This window comes from Pseudoalteromonas luteoviolacea CPMOR-1 (assembly GCF_001625685.1).
Lineage (GTDB): Bacteria > Pseudomonadota > Gammaproteobacteria > Enterobacterales > Alteromonadaceae > Pseudoalteromonas > Pseudoalteromonas luteoviolacea_K.
On record NZ_AUYC01000016.1, the window covers coordinates 12,489 to 31,019 of the forward strand.

Annotated in this window: 19 protein-coding genes; 14 read left to right on the forward strand and 5 right to left on the reverse strand. The window is 41.7% G+C overall.

The annotated features are described in order from the left end of the window. Positions 1–10: 10 nt before the first annotated feature. The 3 genes from N473_RS05540 to pabB all read right to left on the reverse strand — a co-directional run bounded on the left by N473_RS05540 (position 11) and on the right by pabB (position 3,388). Positions 11–1,387 (reverse strand): L-serine ammonia-lyase, encoded by a 1,377-nt coding sequence (locus N473_RS05540; RefSeq protein ID WP_063367072.1) that lies wholly within the window; start codon positions 1,385–1,387, stop codon positions 11–13. A 100-nt stretch (positions 1,388–1,487) separates the two neighbouring features. Further along, entirely contained in the window at positions 1,488–2,045 is a 558-nt protein-coding gene (locus N473_RS05545) for a CoA pyrophosphatase (RefSeq protein WP_063367073.1), read from the reverse strand. Further along, a complete protein-coding gene (pabB, locus tag N473_RS05550; protein WP_063367074.1) occupies positions 2,042–3,388 on the reverse strand; it encodes an aminodeoxychorismate synthase component I in 1,347 nt (448 codons plus the stop codon). The genes N473_RS05545 and pabB overlap by 4 nt, the downstream gene beginning before the upstream one ends. Before the next feature lie 236 nt (positions 3,389–3,624). Here pabB and N473_RS05555 point away from each other — a divergent pair, with 236 nt between their 5' ends. From N473_RS05555 to N473_RS05600, 10 genes are all read left to right on the forward strand, one after another. Further along, on the forward strand, positions 3,625–5,151 hold the full coding sequence (locus N473_RS05555) for a fumarate hydratase (protein ID WP_046356382.1): 1,527 nt from the start codon (positions 3,625–3,627) through the stop codon (positions 5,149–5,151). A gap of 425 nt (positions 5,152–5,576) precedes the next feature. Continuing rightward, the gene (locus N473_RS05560) at positions 5,577–6,617 is read left to right on the forward strand and encodes a Leu/Phe/Val dehydrogenase (protein WP_063367075.1); all 1,041 of its coding nucleotides are present in this window, start codon (positions 5,577–5,579) and stop codon (positions 6,615–6,617) included. Between the two features lie 59 nt (positions 6,618–6,676). Next, a complete protein-coding gene (locus N473_RS05565; RefSeq protein WP_063367076.1) occupies positions 6,677–7,342 on the forward strand; it encodes a CatA-like O-acetyltransferase in 666 nt (221 codons plus the stop codon). Positions 7,343–7,721: 379 nt separating this feature from the next. After that, positions 7,722–8,492 (forward strand): DUF3450 domain-containing protein, encoded by a 771-nt coding sequence (locus tag N473_RS05570; protein WP_039607759.1) that lies wholly within the window; start codon positions 7,722–7,724, stop codon positions 8,490–8,492. Positions 8,493–8,498: 6 nt separating this feature from the next. After that, complete coding sequence (locus tag N473_RS05575) at positions 8,499–9,863, forward strand: MotA/TolQ/ExbB proton channel family protein (RefSeq protein WP_046356384.1); 1,365 nt, start codon at positions 8,499–8,501, stop codon at positions 9,861–9,863. Further along, complete coding sequence (locus N473_RS05580; protein ID WP_039607761.1) at positions 9,863–10,387, forward strand: MotA/TolQ/ExbB proton channel family protein; 525 nt, start codon at positions 9,863–9,865, stop codon at positions 10,385–10,387. Before N473_RS05575 ends, N473_RS05580 begins: the two co-directional genes overlap by 1 nt. 14 nt (positions 10,388–10,401) lie before the next feature. After that, on the forward strand, positions 10,402–10,806 hold the full coding sequence (locus N473_RS05585) for an ExbD/TolR family protein (RefSeq protein WP_023402250.1): 405 nt from the start codon (positions 10,402–10,404) through the stop codon (positions 10,804–10,806). Continuing rightward, a complete protein-coding gene (locus N473_RS05590) occupies positions 10,806–11,420 on the forward strand; it encodes an energy transducer TonB (RefSeq protein WP_063367077.1) in 615 nt (204 codons plus the stop codon). The genes N473_RS05585 and N473_RS05590 overlap by 1 nt, the downstream gene beginning before the upstream one ends. A gap of 10 nt (positions 11,421–11,430) precedes the next feature. Further along, positions 11,431–12,693, forward strand: a complete 1,263-nt coding sequence (locus N473_RS05595) for a tetratricopeptide repeat protein (RefSeq protein ID WP_063367078.1) — start codon at positions 11,431–11,433, stop codon at positions 12,691–12,693. Positions 12,694–12,934: 241 nt separating this feature from the next. After that, the gene (locus tag N473_RS05600) at positions 12,935–13,954 is read left to right on the forward strand and encodes a hypothetical protein (protein ID WP_063367079.1); all 1,020 of its coding nucleotides are present in this window, start codon (positions 12,935–12,937) and stop codon (positions 13,952–13,954) included. On the opposite strand, the gene N473_RS05605 is transcribed toward N473_RS05600, so the two are convergent. Beyond that, positions 13,941–14,306 carry a TraR/DksA family transcriptional regulator gene (locus N473_RS05605; protein WP_063367080.1) on the reverse strand — a complete coding sequence of 122 codons (366 nt, stop codon included), beginning with the start codon at positions 14,304–14,306 and terminating at the stop codon, positions 13,941–13,943. The genes N473_RS05600 and N473_RS05605 overlap by 14 nt on opposite strands. Positions 14,307–14,350: 44 nt before the next feature. Continuing rightward, positions 14,351–15,331 (reverse strand): tRNA-dihydrouridine synthase, encoded by a 981-nt coding sequence (locus N473_RS05610; protein WP_063367081.1) that lies wholly within the window; start codon positions 15,329–15,331, stop codon positions 14,351–14,353. A gap of 196 nt (positions 15,332–15,527) precedes the next feature. Between N473_RS05610 and N473_RS05615 the strand changes: the two genes are divergently transcribed. The 4 genes from N473_RS05615 to apt all read left to right on the forward strand — a co-directional run bounded on the left by N473_RS05615 (position 15,528) and on the right by apt (position 18,526). After that, positions 15,528–15,941 carry a hypothetical protein gene (locus N473_RS05615; RefSeq protein WP_063367082.1) on the forward strand — a complete coding sequence of 138 codons (414 nt, stop codon included), beginning with the start codon at positions 15,528–15,530 and terminating at the stop codon, positions 15,939–15,941. Between the two features lie 46 nt (positions 15,942–15,987). Continuing rightward, positions 15,988–16,827, forward strand: a complete 840-nt coding sequence (locus N473_RS05620; protein WP_063367083.1) for a DUF692 domain-containing protein — start codon at positions 15,988–15,990, stop codon at positions 16,825–16,827. Continuing rightward, positions 16,827–17,597, forward strand: coding sequence for a DNA-binding domain-containing protein (locus N473_RS05625; protein WP_063367084.1), 771 nt, complete (start codon positions 16,827–16,829; stop codon positions 17,595–17,597). The genes N473_RS05620 and N473_RS05625 overlap by 1 nt, the downstream gene beginning before the upstream one ends. Before the next feature lie 383 nt (positions 17,598–17,980). Next, the gene (gene apt / locus N473_RS05630; protein ID WP_039607769.1) at positions 17,981–18,526 is read left to right on the forward strand and encodes an adenine phosphoribosyltransferase; all 546 of its coding nucleotides are present in this window, start codon (positions 17,981–17,983) and stop codon (positions 18,524–18,526) included. Positions 18,527–18,531: the final 5 nt, after the last annotated feature.

Genomic DNA, 18,531 nt, shown 5'->3' on the forward strand with positions numbered 1-18,531 from the left:
GTTTTTTGTTTTAACACTCGATAATATTTACAGCCAGACCGCCACGGGCCGTCTCTTTGTATTTGGTTTTCATGTCATTACCAGTGTCGAGCATGGTTTTGATTACTTTATCGAGCGATACTTTTTGTTCTCCGGTTCCTCTTAATGCAAGCCTTGATGCATTAATCGCTTTTACAGCGCCCATGGCATTTCGTTCTATACATGGCACTTGCACAAGTCCACCGACAGGATCGCAGGTTAGTCCTAAGTTATGTTCCATACCAATCTCGGCAGCATTTTCAACATGGACGACGTTACCACCCATAATTTCAGTTAATGCGCCTGCTGCCATCGAGCATGCAACACCCACTTCGCCCTGACATCCTACTTCGGCACCTGAAATAGAGGCATTCTTTTTATAAAGAATACCGATGGCTGCTGCTGTGAGTAGGTACTTAGTTGCAATCTCCACATCGACCTCTTTGATGAATGTGTGATAATACATAAGTACGGAAGGTAAAATGCCTGCTGCGCCATTAGTCGGCGCTGTTACAACGCGACCGCCAGCTGCATTCTCTTCATTGACAGCCAATGCGAACAGGTCGACCCAGTCCATAGCACGAAGCGGATCGTTACTATTTTCTACATTCAGCTTCAAATATAAGCTAGGTGCTCGACGCTTTACCTTTAAACCACCAGGAAGGATCCCCTCGGTACGCATACCGCGCTCGATACACGCTTTCATTACTTGCCAGATATTAAAGAGCTCATTTTTGATCTCAGTTTCACTGCGCAGTGTTTTTTCATTCGCCATCATCAATGCAGAAACACTTAATCCTGTTTCTTTACAAATTTGAAGTAGCTCTTCTGCGGTATCAAATAAATAAGGCGCTGGGTTTTGTTCACGTATATCAATCGCTGCTTGTTTTTCAGCTTCAAAATCTTGGTCGGTTACAATGAAGCCACCACCAATTGAATAGTAAATTTGACTATGTATGAGCTCATCATCCTTATAAGCTTGGATTTCCATGGCATTAGAGTGCTTAGGTAATGTTTTACGGCGATGAAAAACAACCGCGCCTTGTTTCGGAAAATCAGCTTTGTGCTGCTGGTCTAGGTATATCACTTGTTCTTGTTCAATTTTTTCGAGTATTTCGGGAACAAGGTCAGCATCGATCGTTTCAGGATCGTGACCAGCAAGACCTAATATCACAGCTTTACCTGAGCCATGGCCAATACCTGTTTGCCCAAGGGAACCAAACAGTTCAACTTTTACAGAAGTGACGTCATCAATTAATTTACTATCTTGTAAATCTTTGACAAAAAGACGCGAAGCGCGCATTGGACCAACAGTATGGGAAGACGATGGCCCAATACCGATGCTAAACATATCGAATGCACTAATCATAAAATTTACTCATCATTGCCTCTGAACGGGCGCACATAATAACGTTAATTATTGCAGAAGTAACCCGTTATTGGATGGAAAATTGACAAATGTAATGAGATTAAGAGAGTGTGCTAGTTAATTTTTTTATAATGCTTGCCGTCGCGCCCCATAAAAGACCATGGGAAGTCATGAATCCGTTGATATTTATGGGCTTGCCACGATATCGACATGGGTAGCTTTGCCACTGAATAGGGTCCATAAGGGCACTTAAAGGGATGGTAAATACACTGTCTACTTCATTACTTTGATGTTCCCAAGTTGCATATTTCTGAACTCTTGCAACAATGGGAGTAATATGAAATCCGCTCAAGGTGTTATGGATTGGAAGTTGCCCCAGTGCACTAATATGGGAGCGACTTAAACTGATTTCCTCAAAGGTTTCTCTTAAGGCTGTGTCAACGGCGGAGTGATCACCGTGTTCCACTTTTCCACCCGGAAAACATATTTGACTCGGATGCGACCTTAATTTGGCGTGTCGTTTACACAACAATATGTGCGCGCCATTGTCTATGTCAATGAGTGGGACCAATACTGCACTTTCTACTCCCTGTGTTGCACAGCGGGAAGCAGAAAGTGGAGAGAGTCTAAAACGACTGATTACGTGTTCAAGCTTCATTGCAATACAGGTAAAATCTTATTGACCTTGTGATACGTTTCTTGATACTCAGCGTCTACTTGCGAGTCGGCGACAATACCACCGCCAGCCCAACAATGAATGCGGTTGTTTTCGCACACTAATGTACGGATAGTGATAGAAGTATCCATATCGCCGCAAGCACTGAGATAACCCATAGAACCACAGTACGCACTTCTGCGATGTGGTTCAAGCTCTTCTATGATTTCCATCGCTCTGATTTTTGGTGCGCCGGTGATTGAGCCACCTGGAAATGCAGCTTCCAATTGATCTACAGCACTGCAGCCCTCTGCTAACTCACTCGTGACAGTACTTACTAAATGATGTACTGCAGGGAAGCTCTCTATTGCAAATAGCTTAGGAACGCTGACAGATCCTGGTTTAGCAACTTTACCCAAGTCGTTACGTAATAAATCTACAATCATGACATTTTCGGCACGGTCTTTACTGCTAGTTTGTAACGTTTCAGCCTGATGTTGGTCTGCTCCGATATCTGATAGGCGTGGCAGCGTGCCTTTGATTGGTTTGGTTTCAACTTGTCTTTGACGAACGGAGATAAAACGTTCAGGCGACACCGAAACAATCGCCTTATTTTCACCTAAATTATAATAAGCAGAAAAGGGGGCTCTGTTTTGTTGTCTCAGCTTTTTGTACGCAGCCCAAGGAGAGCCTTGGTAGGTGGTACTAAAACGCTGCGCGAGATTGATTTGGTAACAATCCCCCGAACGCAAATAATCTTGGATACGCTGAAACTTGGTGTGGTATTGTTGTTCAGTCATATTGGATTGCCAATCGCTTTGTAATTCAAACTGGTGTGACTTAGCACTCGATGTCTCTATGAGCTGAAGGTAGTCATCAAGGCGATCAACATTCGGTTGAGATACGTAATACCACTGCTCATGTTTGTTATCGAAAATTAAAGCATCAAGGTATAATCCAACAACCGTATCTGGCAATGGAATGTCTGCTTCAGCATTTTGCGGTATTGACTCGATGTAGCGCCCTAAGTCATAGCCAAAATAACCGAGCCAACCGCCACAAAAAGGTATCCCCTCATTTCGTGCAGCGCAAAGTTTTTCTAATTCTTGATGTAAAATTTGAAAAACACTGTGTTTTTGAACGAGGCCATCTAAAAAAACATGTCCGTTTTTGGCTTCTAGTACATGCGCCGGTGCATAACTAATAATATCGAAACGACTATTTTCATGTGTGGCGTCACTGGAATCTAGAAGAATAGCATATTGTTGCGCTGAAATTTTCTCGAAAACTTCAACTGTAGAGAGTGAAATGTCAACGGCAATGCATTTATTCTGTGCATTTATCATTTACTTGACCCTGAAAACTAGCCCGAAACGGGCGAGGAGGTTATCATAATTAGAAATGAATCTATAGAGTCGAGAAGTGATAACTCATAATCACAATAACAATCTCCTGAGTTTTGGCAAAATGGGGGCATAAAATCATTTTGCGCTTAACTTGAGTTGTGTGGTGGAGTGAACATTTTTCGACTTACCAAGAACACACCATTTGTATAAAGATAATGGTTACTAAAGGAACCGTCATGAGTATTATCCGTCAACAAGACTTTATTGATAGCATTGAAGATGCGTTACAATATATTTCTTTCTACCATCCACTTGATTTTGTACAAGCGCTAGAAAAAGCTTACAACAATGAGCAAAGCAAGGCAGCTAAAGATGCCATTGCACAGATCTTAATAAATTCACGCATGTCAGCAGAAGGCAAGCGTCCATTGTGTCAAGATACCGGTATTGTGACATGCTTCGTTAAAGTAGGTATGGATGTTAAGTGGGATAAAACCGATTTAACCGTACAGCAGATGGTTGACGAAGGTACTCGCCGCGCATACACAAACCCAGATAACCCACTTCGTGCTTCAATCGTTGCAGATCCAGCTGGTAGTCGTAAAAACACCAAAGACAACACACCATCGGTTGTACATGTAGACTTAGTGCCGGGTGCTGAAGTCGAAGTAATGATAGCAGCTAAAGGGGGCGGTTCTGAAAACAAAACTAAGATGGCGATGCTAAACCCGTCTGATGATGTTGCTGCGTGGGTTGAAAAGACATTACCAACAATGGGTGCTGGTTGGTGTCCACCAGGCATGATCGGGATTGGTATTGGCGGTACTGCTGAAAAAGCAGCTGTTTTAGCGAAAGAATCTTTGATGGACCCAGTGGATATTCATGATCTTCAAGAGCGTGGCGCCGAGACTGCGGAAGAAAAGCTACGCTTAGAAATTTTTGAAAGAGCAAACAAGTTAGGTATTGGTGCACAAGGTCTTGGTGGTTTGACAACCGTTGTTGATGTGAAAATTAAAACTGCGCCTACGCATGCTGCATCAAAGCCAGTTGTGATGATCCCGAACTGTGCGGCTACTCGTCACGTACATTTCACGCTTGATGGGTCTGGTCCTGCAGATCTTAAAGCGCCAAAATTAGAAGATTGGCCAGAAGTAACGTGGGAAGTGGGCGAAGACACGCGTCGCGTGAATTTAGATACATTGACTAAAGATGACATCCAAGATTGGAAGATGGGTGAAACTGTATTGCTATCCGGTAAAATTTTAACGGGTCGTGATGCTGCCCATAAGCGTCTACAAGAAATGATTAATTCTGGAGAAGGCTTACCGGAAGGTGTCGACTTTACCAATAAATTTATTTACTACGTTGGTCCTGTTGATGCAGTGGGTGATGAAGTAGTAGGTCCTGCAGGCCCAACTACGTCAACACGTATGGATAAATTTACCGACTTGATGTTAGAAAAAACAGGCCTTGTAGGTATGATTGGTAAGGCGGAGCGTGGTCCTGCTACGGTTGAATCAATTAAGCAGAATAAAGCCGTTTATCTAATGGCAGTAGGTGGTGCGGCATACTTAGTTGCAAAAGCGATTAAGAAGTCTCGTGTTGTTGCTTTTGAAGATTTAGGTATGGAAGCAATTTACGAGTTTGAAGTAGAGGATATGCCAGTAACGGTTGCAGTCGATAGTGAAGGTGCCAATGCGCATACACAAGGTCCTGCTATTTGGAAAGCAAAGATAGAAGAGCTTGATGCGAAGTTAAGCTAACTGATATAAAGAATAAAAAATACGGACTCTTAAGGGTCCGTTTTTTTTGTCCTTATTTTGTACAGACTGCTGTTAAAGCGTTACTGAAATGAAGGTGTGAGTGTTTTTTGAGCTGTAACCTTTATGGGTAATATCTTTGTAATCTTCAAAATGTAAATTTATACTTACAAGCGCACTTAGCTTTACGTTTACGTAAACAGATACTATAAAAAATAAAGATATTTTTAATTAATCATGTTTTTATTTTGCCTTTAAATAAATCTTTTAATCTTTATTTTGATATTGTGTGGATTGTTTATGCGCTCTGATGCGTGTGTTAGCTTAGATCATCTCATTTGCTGGATTGCCTAAATAGTTAATGATAGAGTCAGGCGCAATTTCAGCGCTATCTGACAAGGTCAGACAAAAATCGGAGAATAATCAAAGTGGCTGTATTTAACCAAGTTGAATTTGATAACCATGAGCAAGTTGTGTTTTGTTCAGATAAAGAGTCGGGCTTAAAAGCGATTATCGCAGTCCATAGTACCAAACTAGGTCCAGCTGTAGGTGGTTGTCGTCTGTGGGACTATGCAGAAGATCAAGATGCAGTTTATGACGTATTACGTTTATCAAAAGGTATGACTTACAAGAATGCCGTTGCACGTTTGCCATTTGGTGGTGGTAAATCAGTAATTATTGGTGATGCAAAAACGGTTAAGTCTGAAGCGCTTTTTAGAGCATTTGGTAAGCACTTAGAAAGGTTAGGTGGAAGCTATTACTCTGCTGAAGACGTCAATATCACAACAGGTGATGTGATGGTGATGCACAAAGAGACCAACTATGTATTAGGCCTCGAAGGAAAAAGCGGTAACCCGTCGCCATTTACTGCATTAGGTACATTTCTAGGTATTAAAGCAGCCTACCAACATAAGTTTGGTCACCAAGATTTATCTGGTGTAAAAGTATCTGTCCAAGGTTTAGGTGCGGTTGCATACACACTATGTAAGCATTTACATGAAGCGGGTGCAGAGTTATTTGTGACTGATATCAATGAAGAGTCAGTGGCACGTGTTGTCAATGACTTTGGTGCAACAGCGGTCGCAATCGATGAAATCTATGACTTAGATGTTGATGTTTATGCGCCTTGTGCACTGGGTGCGACAGTGAATGATGAAACGATCCCACGTATCAAAGCTTCTATCATTGCAGGTTGTGCAAACAATCAGCTAGCTGAACCTAGGCATGGCGACGTACTTCGTGAAAAAGGTGTATTGTACGCGCCGGATTACGTAATCAATGCCGGTGGTATCATCAACGTATACTACGAAACTAAGCCTGAGGGTTATGACGAAGCGCTTTCTACTAAGCACGTTGAAGGTATTTACGATACGTTAACTGAAATTTTTAGACGTTCTGACGAAGAACAAAAGTCAACGCACATCATTGCTGATGAGCTTGCACAAGAAATCATAGAAAATGGTCTTTGATAGAATCCTATTAAGGCTATAATGAAGGGCGTATATCGCCCTTTTTTTGTTGTTGTTCTATGAAAGAAATAAACCTCTCCACTTGGGAGCGTGCTGAACATTTTAAATTTTATCAGCACTTTGAAGACCCAAATTTTAATGTTGTTACATCAATTGACACCCATTCTTTATATACAGACTCTACGGCGGTGGGTTTGCCTTTTTCTGATTGCTACCTTTATTGTTTGAGTAGAGCACTTCAAGTGTGTGATTTTATGCGCTATCGCATCGTTGAGGGTAAGCCAGTAGAATTGAATGAAGTAGCAATTAGTAGTACTTTTTTAGCCAGTGATAAAACCTTCAGATTTATTTTATTAGATAACGCTGAATCAATTGATGAGTTTGTTACAAAAAACAATACTAAAAAGCAAAAAGGCTTAACGCAGTCATTGCTGAACGAAGATTTCTTGTCACAAAGTGGCGCTGTCGATCAAGTATATGTATCCATTTTACCTTGGTTTGAGGTATATGGATTTAAGCATGCTCGGCACTCTGGAGATAATTTAGGCATACCTAAAGTGGTTTTTGGTAAATTTAATAAAGAAGAAAATAGATTATCTGTATCTATAGAGGTACACCATGGACTGCTTGATGGTTATCATTTATCACTGTTTTTGAATGAGTTTTCTGCTCAGATCATTGCATTATGTGCGTATTTACAGCGTAAAAAAAGTTTTATTAGTTGATAATATTGTGTTATATGCAATTCTTTTTTGCGTCAAAAATATTCTAAAGCAATGAAATTTAAAGCCAATCTTGTATATTTAGATACATTACGAAGCGATAGTTGGTTAATTTTTAACTGTAATAAATTGTTAATTAAGTTGCTTTGTGTATGAAAAGTAAGTGATTTAAGTTTTTTTTCTTTGTTTTGTTGTTAATGCAATGTTTTATTTCAATTTATTAGTAGCACTGTAGCAAAATTAGTTTTGAACATGAAGTTGACATGGGCAAATGCATTTAGCATTATTGCACGGTTGATACTTCTAAAAAGGTATCCGGGGTACTCTTCTCTAGTAGAGTGCAAAAATTATAAAAGTAACATTACTTAATTGGTTGGGAACTATGTCTGTTAAAATCAGAAAGAGTCTTGTAGCTTCAGCGTTATTTGGCGCCGCAGCTTTTGCAAGCAGCAATGTGATGGCAGATCCTTTGAATGACATACAGAAAGTAGGTCAGCAAACTCAAAAGGCTGCTCAAAAGTCTCAAGAAAAAGTTGATAAAATTTACGGTCAGTCAATCGAAATGATTGCCGATTATCGCACGACTGTAGATGAAACAGAGCTTCTAAAAGTATACAACGACCACGTTGCACGTTTGGTAGCGGATCAAAATGCAAATATTGAGTCTCTAGAGCGTCAGATCGCAACAGTTGATAAAACTAAGCAAGACGTTGTGCCTTTGATGTATCGCATGATTGATACACTCGAGCAATTCATCAAAGCGGACGTCCCGTTTGATACAGAAAAGCGTTTAGAGCGTGTTGAAAGACTTCGCGAAACACTTTCTAACGCAAAAGTAACCACTTCAGAGAAATACCGTCAGGTGCTTGAAGCATACACAGTTGAAACTGCGTATGGTACTGCAATGACTGCATCTCAAGGTTCACTGGAAATCAACGGTAAAAATATCAACGTTGACTTCGCACGTTTAGGTCGTATTGCATACGTTGCTCAATCATTCGATCAAAAGAATGCATGGGTTTGGGACAACACTGCAAAGCAGTGGCAAGCGCTAGGTGAAGAGTACCTTAAGCCTGTTAAAGACATGATCCGTATCGCACGTGGTCAGGCTGCCCCTGAACTAGTTAAACTTCCTATTTTTGGCGCGGAGTAATAAAACATGAAGAAACTATTTAAAGGTTTTGCAGTTGCTGCAGCATTAACAGTTTCTGCTGGTGCCGCGTTGAATGCACATGCAAACACGGAAGCACTAGATAAGATCCTTGAGCAAGTTAAACAGAACCGTATTTCTGAAGGTAAAATTAACAAAGCTCGTGAGCAAGAGTTCTTGTCTGAGCGCGCTGACAAGCAAGCTCTTCTTAACAAAGCTAAGCGTGACCTAGCTGCTGAAAAAGCACGTGGTGAGCGTCTTAACAAACAATTCAAGCAAAACGAAGTTACACTTGCTGAGAAAGAAACTGAGCTAGTAAATGCACAGGGTACTCTTGGTGAGATGTTCGGTGTTGTACGTCGTTCAGCGGCAGATGCTATCGGTTCAATCGAAGCGTCAATCGTAAGTGCTGAAAAGCCGGGACGTGCTGAAGTACTTCGTTCTCTAGCAGCTGCTAAAGAGCTACCAACTACACGTGAACTAGAAGAGCTTTGGATTGCATTCCAAACTGAAATGACTGAATCTGCAAAGACATCTACTTTCGAAGCTGAAGTAGCTGAGCTAAGCGGTGACATCAATGTTAAGCCAGTTACTCGTATCGGTAACTTCAACCTAATCACTCAAGACGGTTATGTTGTATACGACGTAGAGAACAAAGCAATTGTTCCTCTAGGTAAGCAGCCTGCTTCTAACGTTGTTGCGACTATCGGCGACCTTCTTAATACACCTGCAACTGGTTACGTACCTTTCGTAGTTGACCCAACTCGTGGTGCTATCCTTCGCCTAAACACGCAAAAAGCGAGTGTTGAAGAGCGTTGGCACCAAGGTGACACAGTAGGTTACATCATCACTGCATTACTAGCACTAGGTGCGCTTATTGCATTGGTTCGTTTTGTTGACCTAATGCTTGTTGGTGCGAAAATCAAATCTCAAATCAAGAACGCTAACAACCCAAGTGACAACAACCCACTTGGCCGTATCTTGAAAGTGTACCATGACAACAAGAACCAAGACGTTGAGAACCTTGAGCTTAAACTTGACGAAGCAATTCTACGTGAAACGCCTCGCATTGAAGCTGGTATCAACATCATCAAGATCCTTGCAGCTATCGCACCACTACTAGGTCTACTAGGTACGGTTGTTGGTATGATCTTGACGTTCGAATCAATCACTCTATTCGGTACTGGTGATCCGAAGATCATGGCAGGTAACATCTCTCTAGCACTTGTTACTACAGCACTTGGTCTAATTGCTGCGCTACCATTAATCCTACTTCACGCTATTGTGGCTGGTCGTAGTAAATCAATCCTACACATTCTTGACGAGCAAAGCGCGGGTATCGTTGCTGCGCACGCGGAGAAGGAGAAAGCATAATGCTAGTCCTGGTGGAGACGTGGGAATCTATCAGGGATTTTGTTGCTACAGGCGGCGACGTACTATTCGTTGTCGCAATGGCACTCTTTCTTATGTGGGTATTAATGATTGAGCGCTATTGGTTCCTATTAGTTGAGTTCCCTAGAATGCATAAGGGGATTGTAGCTAGATGGGATGCCCGCCAAGATACTACATCTTGGTACGCACACAGAATCCGTGAAGCATGGGTTTCTGAAGCGTCTGAAAAATTAGATGAGCGTATGTTGATTATCAAGACATTGGTTGCAATGTGTCCATTAATCGGTCTACTAGGTACAGTAACAGGTATGATTTCAGTATTTGAAACCATGGCTACACAAGGTACTGGTAACCCGCGTTTGATGGCGTCAGGCATTTCAATGGCAACGATACCAACAATGGCTGGAATGGTTGCGGCACTATCAGGTGTATTCTTTAGCACTCGTCTTGAGGCGAGAGCAAAAATGGCTAAAGAAAAACTTATCGATAGTTTGCCACATCACTAGAGAGAGATATAAATATGGCACGTAAACAGCGTTTTCGTGAAGAAGAAGAAGCGGCAGTTGATATGACGCCGATGCTTGACATCGTATTCATCATGTTGATCTTCTTCATCGTAACTACCTCTTTTGTTAAAGAGGCAGGCATTGAAGTTAAAAAGCCAAAAGCTGCACAGGCTCAAACTAAGAAAAATGCAAACATCTTTATCGCTATCCGTGAAAACGGCGAGATTTGGATGGACAAGCGTCAAGTCGATGTTGAGCGTGTAAGCGCTAACCTTGAAAACCTTTTAGCTGAACAACAAACTGAAACTGTCATTATCCAAGCGGATAAAGGCGCTAAACACGGTGTTGTTGTGAAGGTAATGGACCAAATCAAGGCAACTGATGACGGACTGAAGATTTCAATAGCTGGAGCTAAGTAATGATTCGATTTCTGTTTTCACTTCTAGCAGGTGGGGCAGTAACTTTCGGCTTATTCTTCTTCATGTCTTACCTTATCTCCGGTGGAGCTGAAAGGGCAGACAATCAGAAAGAAGAGATCATAGTCGAGATTATGTCGAATCCGCCTGAATCAGACGTGCAGGAGAGGAAGCGTGTACCGCCTCCACCTCCTCCACCGCCAAAGCAGCCGCCTAAGCCGCAGCCGCCACAGCCAGAGACATCAAACCCTGCTGCTGGTGCAATCGGTTTTAACATGCCTAGCATCAGTATTGGTGGTACGGCAGGTGGTCTAAGTGGCCCGGGTGAATTCGGTCGTGATGGTGATGCAACACCTATCGTTCGTATTGAACCTAAATACCCACCGCAAGCAGCGCGTGATGGTAAAGAAGGCTGGGTACAGCTTGAATTTACAATCAATGAGCTAGGTGGTGTAGAAGATATTAAAGTTATCGCAGCTGAACCAAAGCGTATTTTCAACCGTGAAGCGCAACGTGCACTTCGTAAGTGGAAGTACAGACCAAAGATTGTTGATGGTAAACCAGAAAAACAATATGGCATTCAGGTTCAACTTGATTTCAACCTTAACCAGGACTAAGGAGTAAGATATGAAGCAGATGTCAAAAGCAACAGCTCTTGCTCTGATGATGTCGCTAGCTGGCGGTGCTTTAAGCACCGCAGCATTTGCAGCACCAGATCCAGCAAAGATCGAAGAGCGCAAAAATGCGAAGACAAAAGTCATGGGTGAGCGTGTTGGTAAAAAGGTTATTAAAGCATTTGACCTTTACAACGAAGATAAAGTTGATGAAGCGATCACTTTACTTCTTGAAATCGATGCATCAGATGATTTTGATAAAGCCACGGTTAATCGTTACTTAGGTAACCTTTATGCTCAAAAAGAAGAGTATAAAACGGCTATCAAGTATATTCGTCAAGCAGTAGCTCCTGATGTACTTAACTTCAAAGATCACGCAGATCTACTGAAGTTACTTGGTGACCTATTAATAGGTACTGAGCAATACGAAGGCGCTAAAAAATCTTATTACGACTGGATGGACTTTACCGGCGAACAAGACGCTAAAGTTTACGGTCGTATTGCACAAGCAAACTATGAACTTAAAAAGTTTGCTGATGTAATTGAGCCTGCTGATCAAGCGATTGCCCTAAATACTGAAGAACCTAACAAGTCATACTACATGCTGAAAATTGGTTCATATTTTGAACTAAAACAGTATAAGAATGCAGTTAGTGTTGCTGAAACACTTGTTAAAATTTTCCCTGAAGATAAGCAAGTTTGGACTCAGCTAGGTTCATTCTATATGCAAACAGAGCAGTACCGTAAAGGTCAAACTGTGATGGAAATTGCATATGAAAAAGGCTATTTCGAAAAAGAGAACCACTACAAGATTCTTGGTAGTTACTATTCTTTGAATGATATCCCTTACAAAGCAGCTATTACCTTTGAAAAGGCGATTAAAAACAAACACATTGAGCGCACAAAGCAAAATGTGACTGCGGTAGCAAGTTACTTCCACCAAGCGAAGAACATTGATAAAGCAGCGAAATACTACGAAGAAGCAGCTAAGTTTGAAAACGATCCGGAGTTGTATAGAAAGGCGGGTAGCTTATTGCTGCAAGACCTTCAATACGCAGCCGCGGTTGTTCGCTTAAACAAAGCGCTTGAGCTGGGCTCTAAGAAAAAGGGTACAATCTACTCTGACTTAGCAGAAGCTTATCTGTATCAAGAAAAGTACAAGCAAGCATATCGTGCGATTATTAAGGCTCAAGAAGACCCTAAGACTCGTAGATTTGCTCGCAGCTGGGCATCTTTCATCAAAGAAAAAGCACAGCGTAAAGGCATCAGTCTTTAATTTAAAAGCCCCGAAAGGGGCTTTTTTATTGCTCCCTCCAAAGTTTGATTCAAAACATGTTTATTTTGATAGATTTGCGTACACTTGCAGGCTAGATTTACACGTATTCTAAGTTGGTGAGTAGTACACAAAGGGGCATGACTCGTCTCTTTATCTTAAACAAGGCATTGATGGTTCTCGTGATCTAGGTTAACAATCGATTACCTATTAATGTAGAAAGCATGATATTTATGGAGATAATATGTTGAGGCTTAGTGGCATGATAGCTGTACTATCAAGTGTGCTATTTTTAGGCGCTTGTGGTGAGCCGGATGTGCGGATTAATGTGAAACAATTTGAGGAGCGAACCCAATCTCTCAATTGGTTCATGTTGAACAGTACAAGCGCAAGTATAGAAAAGATCTTGCCTTATGATGAGTTATATTTAGCCCGACGAAATGCGTTATTGAACTCACTTGATAAGGCTCAGTTAGCCCTCAATGATCAAAATACCCTAACTTATTTGACAATCCAACAGCGTTACCCAGAGCGATATTTAGGTTGGCCGGTGCAGGCTAACATCGTAGAGAAAGCCTTAAAGTATTTTACTCCCCAACAAGTCGATGCATGGCTTAAGCGCACTCAAATGCGGCTAGCAAGTGCGAGGGAGAGCAACATACTGCTTTCTAGAATTGAAAAGGCGCAGTTGCTTGCCTATCTCGGTACAACTAAACATCAAAGCAATGAGAAAGAAGCACTGACTGTGTTTCTACAGCAATATAGAGTCCGCTCTGGGATTGGTTTATCTCAGCTTCCTAACGGGTCCGAGTGGTATCAAAGTAAATTAAATTATTATACGAGTGATGTAAATTCTCCCCATGATTTGGCTCGTTTACTAAGCACAGTGATAGAAGGTGCGCCGAAAGAGATCACAACTGATAAACAGCTTCTTACTTCGTCTGTACTACCTACTGCGCTTGCGTTACTAGATGTTGGTTGTGAACATGTTATGGGGCTTAATTGGCGTGATCATTTTATCGATATTCGTAAAACAATCGAACAGTGTAAGGAGCAGACCGATAGAAATCTACTACATGTTGTTGCAGTGATAGCAGAGGTGGACTTAGGTGTACATGCTTTTTCTTGGTCTCAGCAGCAAGCAATGCATAGGTTACAAACAAGATTAAACCTGGATGAAGCGCAAGCCTATGCGTTACTGAAAAGTATTGTATTTTATCCCGCTACGATTCTTGCGTATTTAGATCAACTTAAGCATTTATAGGTACTTTGTTTGGGCAACATTGAGCACACCTTTGTGTCGCAGGATCTTGTTCTAACAGTTCATCTTCAATTTCCTTTTCGCAGTCGCAGCAAAATCCGAATTGGCCTATATCAATTTGGCATAATGCTGCTTCAATTTGTACTAGCCTCTGATAACTGGGAAATTGGCTTGGACATATTTTTTCATTAATGCTATCAATCCAGTCTGAAGGAGACGTACTTTCTAATTCCTTCGCAAGTTCTAAAATGACTGGGTTCGTATTTGTTCTTAAATCTCGGACAAAGCTTGCTCGCGTCTGAACAAGCTCCTCTCTCAACTTTACTTGGCATTGCTTTAGTAGATTTTCATTCATGGGCAGGTTCTCCTCTGAATGCCCATTATCTATTGCAGAGTCAATTAGATGTTATGATTTGAATCAAGTGACGGAGATTTTGCATATTTCTGTAATACATTAACGACGTCTGACTTTGCTTTTAGACGTTTAATTTCCTCGAATAAATCGTGGGCTTGAGGGTATTGTAATTTTAAGTAGCCAAGCCATTGCTTTGTTCTGGCAGAAAAATACTTTTCACTGACATTTTCATCCTGGTGCATGGAGGAGTTAACGATATGATAAACCACTTCTTGCCACTCTAATGGTTTATATGCCTGACCTTTCACATGGGCTTTTATCTTTGTTGCAAGATCAGGCGTGGCAAGGGCGCCGCGACCCAGCATCAGATCTTGACACTGACTTTGTTGCTGACATCGGATCGCATCGTCTACTTGCCAAATCTCGCCATTAGCAACAACAGGTATGGTTAATCTTTCCAATAGGGGAGGGATTTTTTCCCAGTAGGCTGGAGGCCGATAACCATCCCGCTTAGTTCTTGCGTGAATGGCTAAGCTGGATGCCCCTGCGCTCTGAACCGCATCAACGATTTCACTACTGTTAGCATCATCATCAAATCCTAATCGGATTTTGGCACTGACTACATGTTCTTCAGGAACGGCCTCGCGAACAGCTTTAATAATCTGATAAATTTGTTCCGGCTCTTTAAGTAGTACAGCACCGCCTTTGCTTTTATTGACGGTTTTAGCAGGACAGCCGAAATTTAAATCAATACCATGCGAGCCGAGCTTAACGGCTTTTCTAGCATTGGCAGCAAGTACATGGGGCACTTGGCCTAATAACTGTATCCTGACAGGGGTGCCTGATCGAGTTAGTCCCCCGTTGAGAAGCTCTGGACAATATCGAATGAAAACTCTTCTTGGTAAGGTTAGGTCAACAACACGCACAAACTCGGTGACGCAAAGGTCAAATCCGCCAAGGTCGGTAAGTAATTCACGCATTTTAAAGTCGACAACGCCCTCCATCGGGGCCAATATAAGTTTCATCAGTACTGCACCAAAGTAAAATTCGGGCTATTCTATATGAGATGGAGCGAATTATTAATATAAATCTTATCTGTTCCTCATACTCTAAGTACCCACGAAGTGTGGCTCTACACTCAAAAAAGAAAAACTTTGAAATTTGTTTTTAGGTAATAGGGTCTATTAAATGAACCCGAATTAATGATTGAGAGAAATAATTATGAATACAGTAAAGAAAAATTCCCTAGCGCTAACTTTGAGTGCAGCAGTTGCGAGCACTGCGGCTTTAGCTTCTGGCGAGGCGTCTGCAAACCCGTTTTCTTATGAAGTTTTAACAGCTGGCTATCAGCTGGATGCGAGCGAAGGTAAATGTGGTGAAGGTAAATGCGGCGGTGATGCCAAAAATAAAGAAGGTAAATGTGGCGAAGGCAAGTGTGGCGGCGCTAAAAGCAAAGAAGGTAAATGCGGCGAAGGCAAGTGTGGCGGCGCTAAAAGCAAAGAAGGTAAATGCGGCGAAGGCAAATGTGGTGGCGCTAAAAGTAAAGAAGGCAAGTGCGGCGAAGGTAAATGTGGTGGCAGCGCTAAAAATAAAGAAGGCAAGTGCGGCGAAGGTAAATGTGGTGGCAGCCACTAAGTCTAAGTTTAGCGTCATATAGAAAGAGAAAACTAAGGTAGTGGTAATGAATAAAGCTTTTGGCGACGTGGGTTTGGGTCTGCGCAGAGAGATGTTAGACGATGCACTGCAACACCCCTCTAATTTGGTCGACTTTTACGAAGTTGCACCAGAGAATTGGATGACACTGGGAGGGAAGTTTGGTGCGCAATTTGCGCAACTGACCGAACAGCATAATTTTGTTTGTCATGGTTTGTCATTATCACTTGGCTCTACTGATGCACTTGATACGGAGTTCATTGCTAACTTAAAAGTGTTTTTTGAACAGCATAAAATTAAGTGTTACAGCGAGCACCTCAGCTATTGTTCGGGTAATGGGCATATGTATGATTTGATGCCCATTCCGTTTACTGAAGAGGCAGTTATGCATACCGCCAAACGAATTGCTGAGGTTCAAGAACGGCTGGAACGGCGCATTGCAGTGGAGAATGTGTCTTATTATGCGGCGCCAGGTCAAGAAATGAGCGAGCTTGAATTTACTTTGGCAGTATTGCAAGAGGCTGATTGTGATTTACTTTTGGATGTTAATAATATCTATGTAAATTCGATTAATCATGGATACGATGCGCACGCATTTTTATCCGCATTGCCTACAAAACGTATTGCATATGGGCATATTGCTGGCCACTATGAGGAGGATAAAGACCTGCTCGTTGATACACATGGAGCTGATGTGTGTGATCCTGTCTGGCAGTTATTACATAAAGCCTATGAAGTTCATGGCCTTTTCCCAACACTATTAGAACGTGATTTCAACATTCCGCCTTATGAGGTGTTGCTTGAAGAGGTACAGCAAATACATCACGCTCAAACTTCCTTTCAACATGCGCAAAAGGGGATAGCTTAATGTCATTCCAAGAGGTTCAGGCTTCATTTGTAGCACATATCAAAGACCCTGATAATGCGGCAAAACCCTCGGATGTTGAAGAGCGGAGGATGAAGGTTTATAGAGAGTTATTTTTTAATAATATAGAGGGGTTTATTGCTTCAGCTTTCCCAGTATTGAAAAGTCTATACAGTCATTGTGAATGGCACAGTCTTGTGAGGCAGTTTTTTGCTCAACACTCGTGCAAAAGTCCATACTTTTTAGAGATAAGCTTGGAGTTTCTCCGTTATTTAGAATATACGTATCAGCCATCAGAGAGTGATCCCGCTTTTATGTATGAATTGGCTCATTATGAGTGGGTAGAACTCAACGTGTCTATATTAAAGCGCAATCCGAATGACCGTGTTCGTGATGAACTTATTGAGGAAAGTGATCCCTTATATCTTTCAAGTGTTGCGCAATGCGTCCAATACAACTTTCCAGTTCATCAAATCCAAGCGGATTTCCAGCCGACCGAGCCTGAAGGCGGACCTTATGGTTTTGTTGTGTACCGAGACCATGAAGAAGAAACGAAATTTATAGCACTTAACCCGATGACGAGTTTGTTATTGGCGAGTGTCGAACAAAATCCTGGAGTCAGTATTTTACAGTTAAGTGCACAAATAGCTCAGCAGATATCGGGGTTTAGTGCTGAGCAATTATCAGCTGGCGCATTGCAAACACTTCAGCAATTTACTGCGTTAGGGATTGTTGTTGATAAAAAGAACAATTCAGCTTTATTGAGGGCGTGACTTACACTAAAATAGCGAGTGTTTGTGCTAATGCCTTGTTTTCCTTATATCGGTTCAAGGCTTCTAAAAAGGTAACCCTCATGTCTAATTCTGAACGTAAAGATCCATTTAATATAAAGTACTTTTTAGCTTTTATAGTGCTTTTTGTGGTTGTTGGGTGTTTAAATGCGATACTAGGTTGGGCTACTTTAGGTGGCTAAACTTCTAAATAATATTGCCATAGGGTAACAACAATAATGGGCGGGTCACTAATTCATCTAGTTTGGCCCATTTATTGAACCTTTAGTCGTTTTTTCGTCGATTTTTGTCCATTCCAGTTTAAAGTCGATCCTTTCTTGTTATAATCATCTCCTTTCTATAATAAACCTTATAACCGAACGATTATGACACAACAAAACTTGTCTTTGATCAAAGATAGCATCGCAACCGTGCCTGATTATCCTAAAGCAGGCATCATGTTTAGAGATGTAACTACATTACTTGCCAACCCTGAAGCATTTCAAGCGACGATGGATGCGTTTGTAGCAGCATATAAGGACCAAGGATTTGATAAAATCATTGGTACTGAGTCTCGCGGGTTCATTTTTGGTGCACCGCTTGCGTTAGCGCTTGGGATCCCTTTTATTCCTGTGCGTAAACCTGGCAAATTGCCAAGAGAAGTGATCAGCCAGTCTTATCAGCTAGAATATGGAGAGGATACTCTTGAGCTTCACACTGATGCCGTGGTTGAAGGTGATAAAGTATTACTAGTAGATGATTTACTGGCAACCGGTGGTACGATTGAAGCGACAGCTAAGCTAGTCTCTCGATTGGGTGGCAAAGCAACTGATGCTGCTTTTGTCATTTCATTACCTGAATTGGGTGGTGAAGAGCGAGTAGCCGCACTGGGTATTAATATTCTAAAATTAGTAGAATTCGACGGCGAGTAGTATTA

What these genes read in the sequence shown, in the direction of transcription:
- N473_RS05540 (WP_063367072.1), bottom strand. Translation starts at nt 1,387, where the DNA reads ATGATTAGTGCATTCGATATGTTTAGCATCGGTATTGGGCCATCGTCT.
- N473_RS05545 (WP_063367073.1), bottom strand. Translation starts at nt 2,045, where the DNA reads ATGAAGCTTGAACACGTAATCAGTCGTTTTAGACTCTCTCCACTTTCT.
- pabB (WP_063367074.1), bottom strand. Translation starts at nt 3,388, where the DNA reads ATGATAAATGCACAGAATAAATGCATTGCCGTTGACATTTCACTCTCT.
- N473_RS05555 (WP_046356382.1), top strand. Translation starts at nt 3,625, where the DNA reads ATGAGTATTATCCGTCAACAAGACTTTATTGATAGCATTGAAGATGCG.
- N473_RS05565 (WP_063367076.1), top strand. Translation starts at nt 6,677, where the DNA reads ATGAAAGAAATAAACCTCTCCACTTGGGAGCGTGCTGAACATTTTAAA.
- N473_RS05570 (WP_039607759.1), top strand. Translation starts at nt 7,722, where the DNA reads ATGTCTGTTAAAATCAGAAAGAGTCTTGTAGCTTCAGCGTTATTTGGC.
- N473_RS05575 (WP_046356384.1), top strand. Translation starts at nt 8,499, where the DNA reads ATGAAGAAACTATTTAAAGGTTTTGCAGTTGCTGCAGCATTAACAGTT.
- N473_RS05580 (WP_039607761.1), top strand. Translation starts at nt 9,863, where the DNA reads ATGCTAGTCCTGGTGGAGACGTGGGAATCTATCAGGGATTTTGTTGCT.
- N473_RS05585 (WP_023402250.1), top strand. Translation starts at nt 10,402, where the DNA reads ATGGCACGTAAACAGCGTTTTCGTGAAGAAGAAGAAGCGGCAGTTGAT.
- N473_RS05590 (WP_063367077.1), top strand. Translation starts at nt 10,806, where the DNA reads ATGATTCGATTTCTGTTTTCACTTCTAGCAGGTGGGGCAGTAACTTTC.
- N473_RS05595 (WP_063367078.1), top strand. Translation starts at nt 11,431, where the DNA reads ATGAAGCAGATGTCAAAAGCAACAGCTCTTGCTCTGATGATGTCGCTA.
- N473_RS05600 (WP_063367079.1), top strand. Translation starts at nt 12,935, where the DNA reads ATGTTGAGGCTTAGTGGCATGATAGCTGTACTATCAAGTGTGCTATTT.
- N473_RS05605 (WP_063367080.1), bottom strand. Translation starts at nt 14,306, where the DNA reads ATGAATGAAAATCTACTAAAGCAATGCCAAGTAAAGTTGAGAGAGGAG.
- N473_RS05610 (WP_063367081.1), bottom strand. Translation starts at nt 15,331, where the DNA reads ATGAAACTTATATTGGCCCCGATGGAGGGCGTTGTCGACTTTAAAATG.
- N473_RS05615 (WP_063367082.1), top strand. Translation starts at nt 15,528, where the DNA reads ATGAATACAGTAAAGAAAAATTCCCTAGCGCTAACTTTGAGTGCAGCA.
- N473_RS05620 (WP_063367083.1), top strand. Translation starts at nt 15,988, where the DNA reads ATGAATAAAGCTTTTGGCGACGTGGGTTTGGGTCTGCGCAGAGAGATG.
- N473_RS05625 (WP_063367084.1), top strand. Translation starts at nt 16,827, where the DNA reads ATGTCATTCCAAGAGGTTCAGGCTTCATTTGTAGCACATATCAAAGAC.
- apt (WP_039607769.1), top strand. Translation starts at nt 17,981, where the DNA reads ATGACACAACAAAACTTGTCTTTGATCAAAGATAGCATCGCAACCGTG.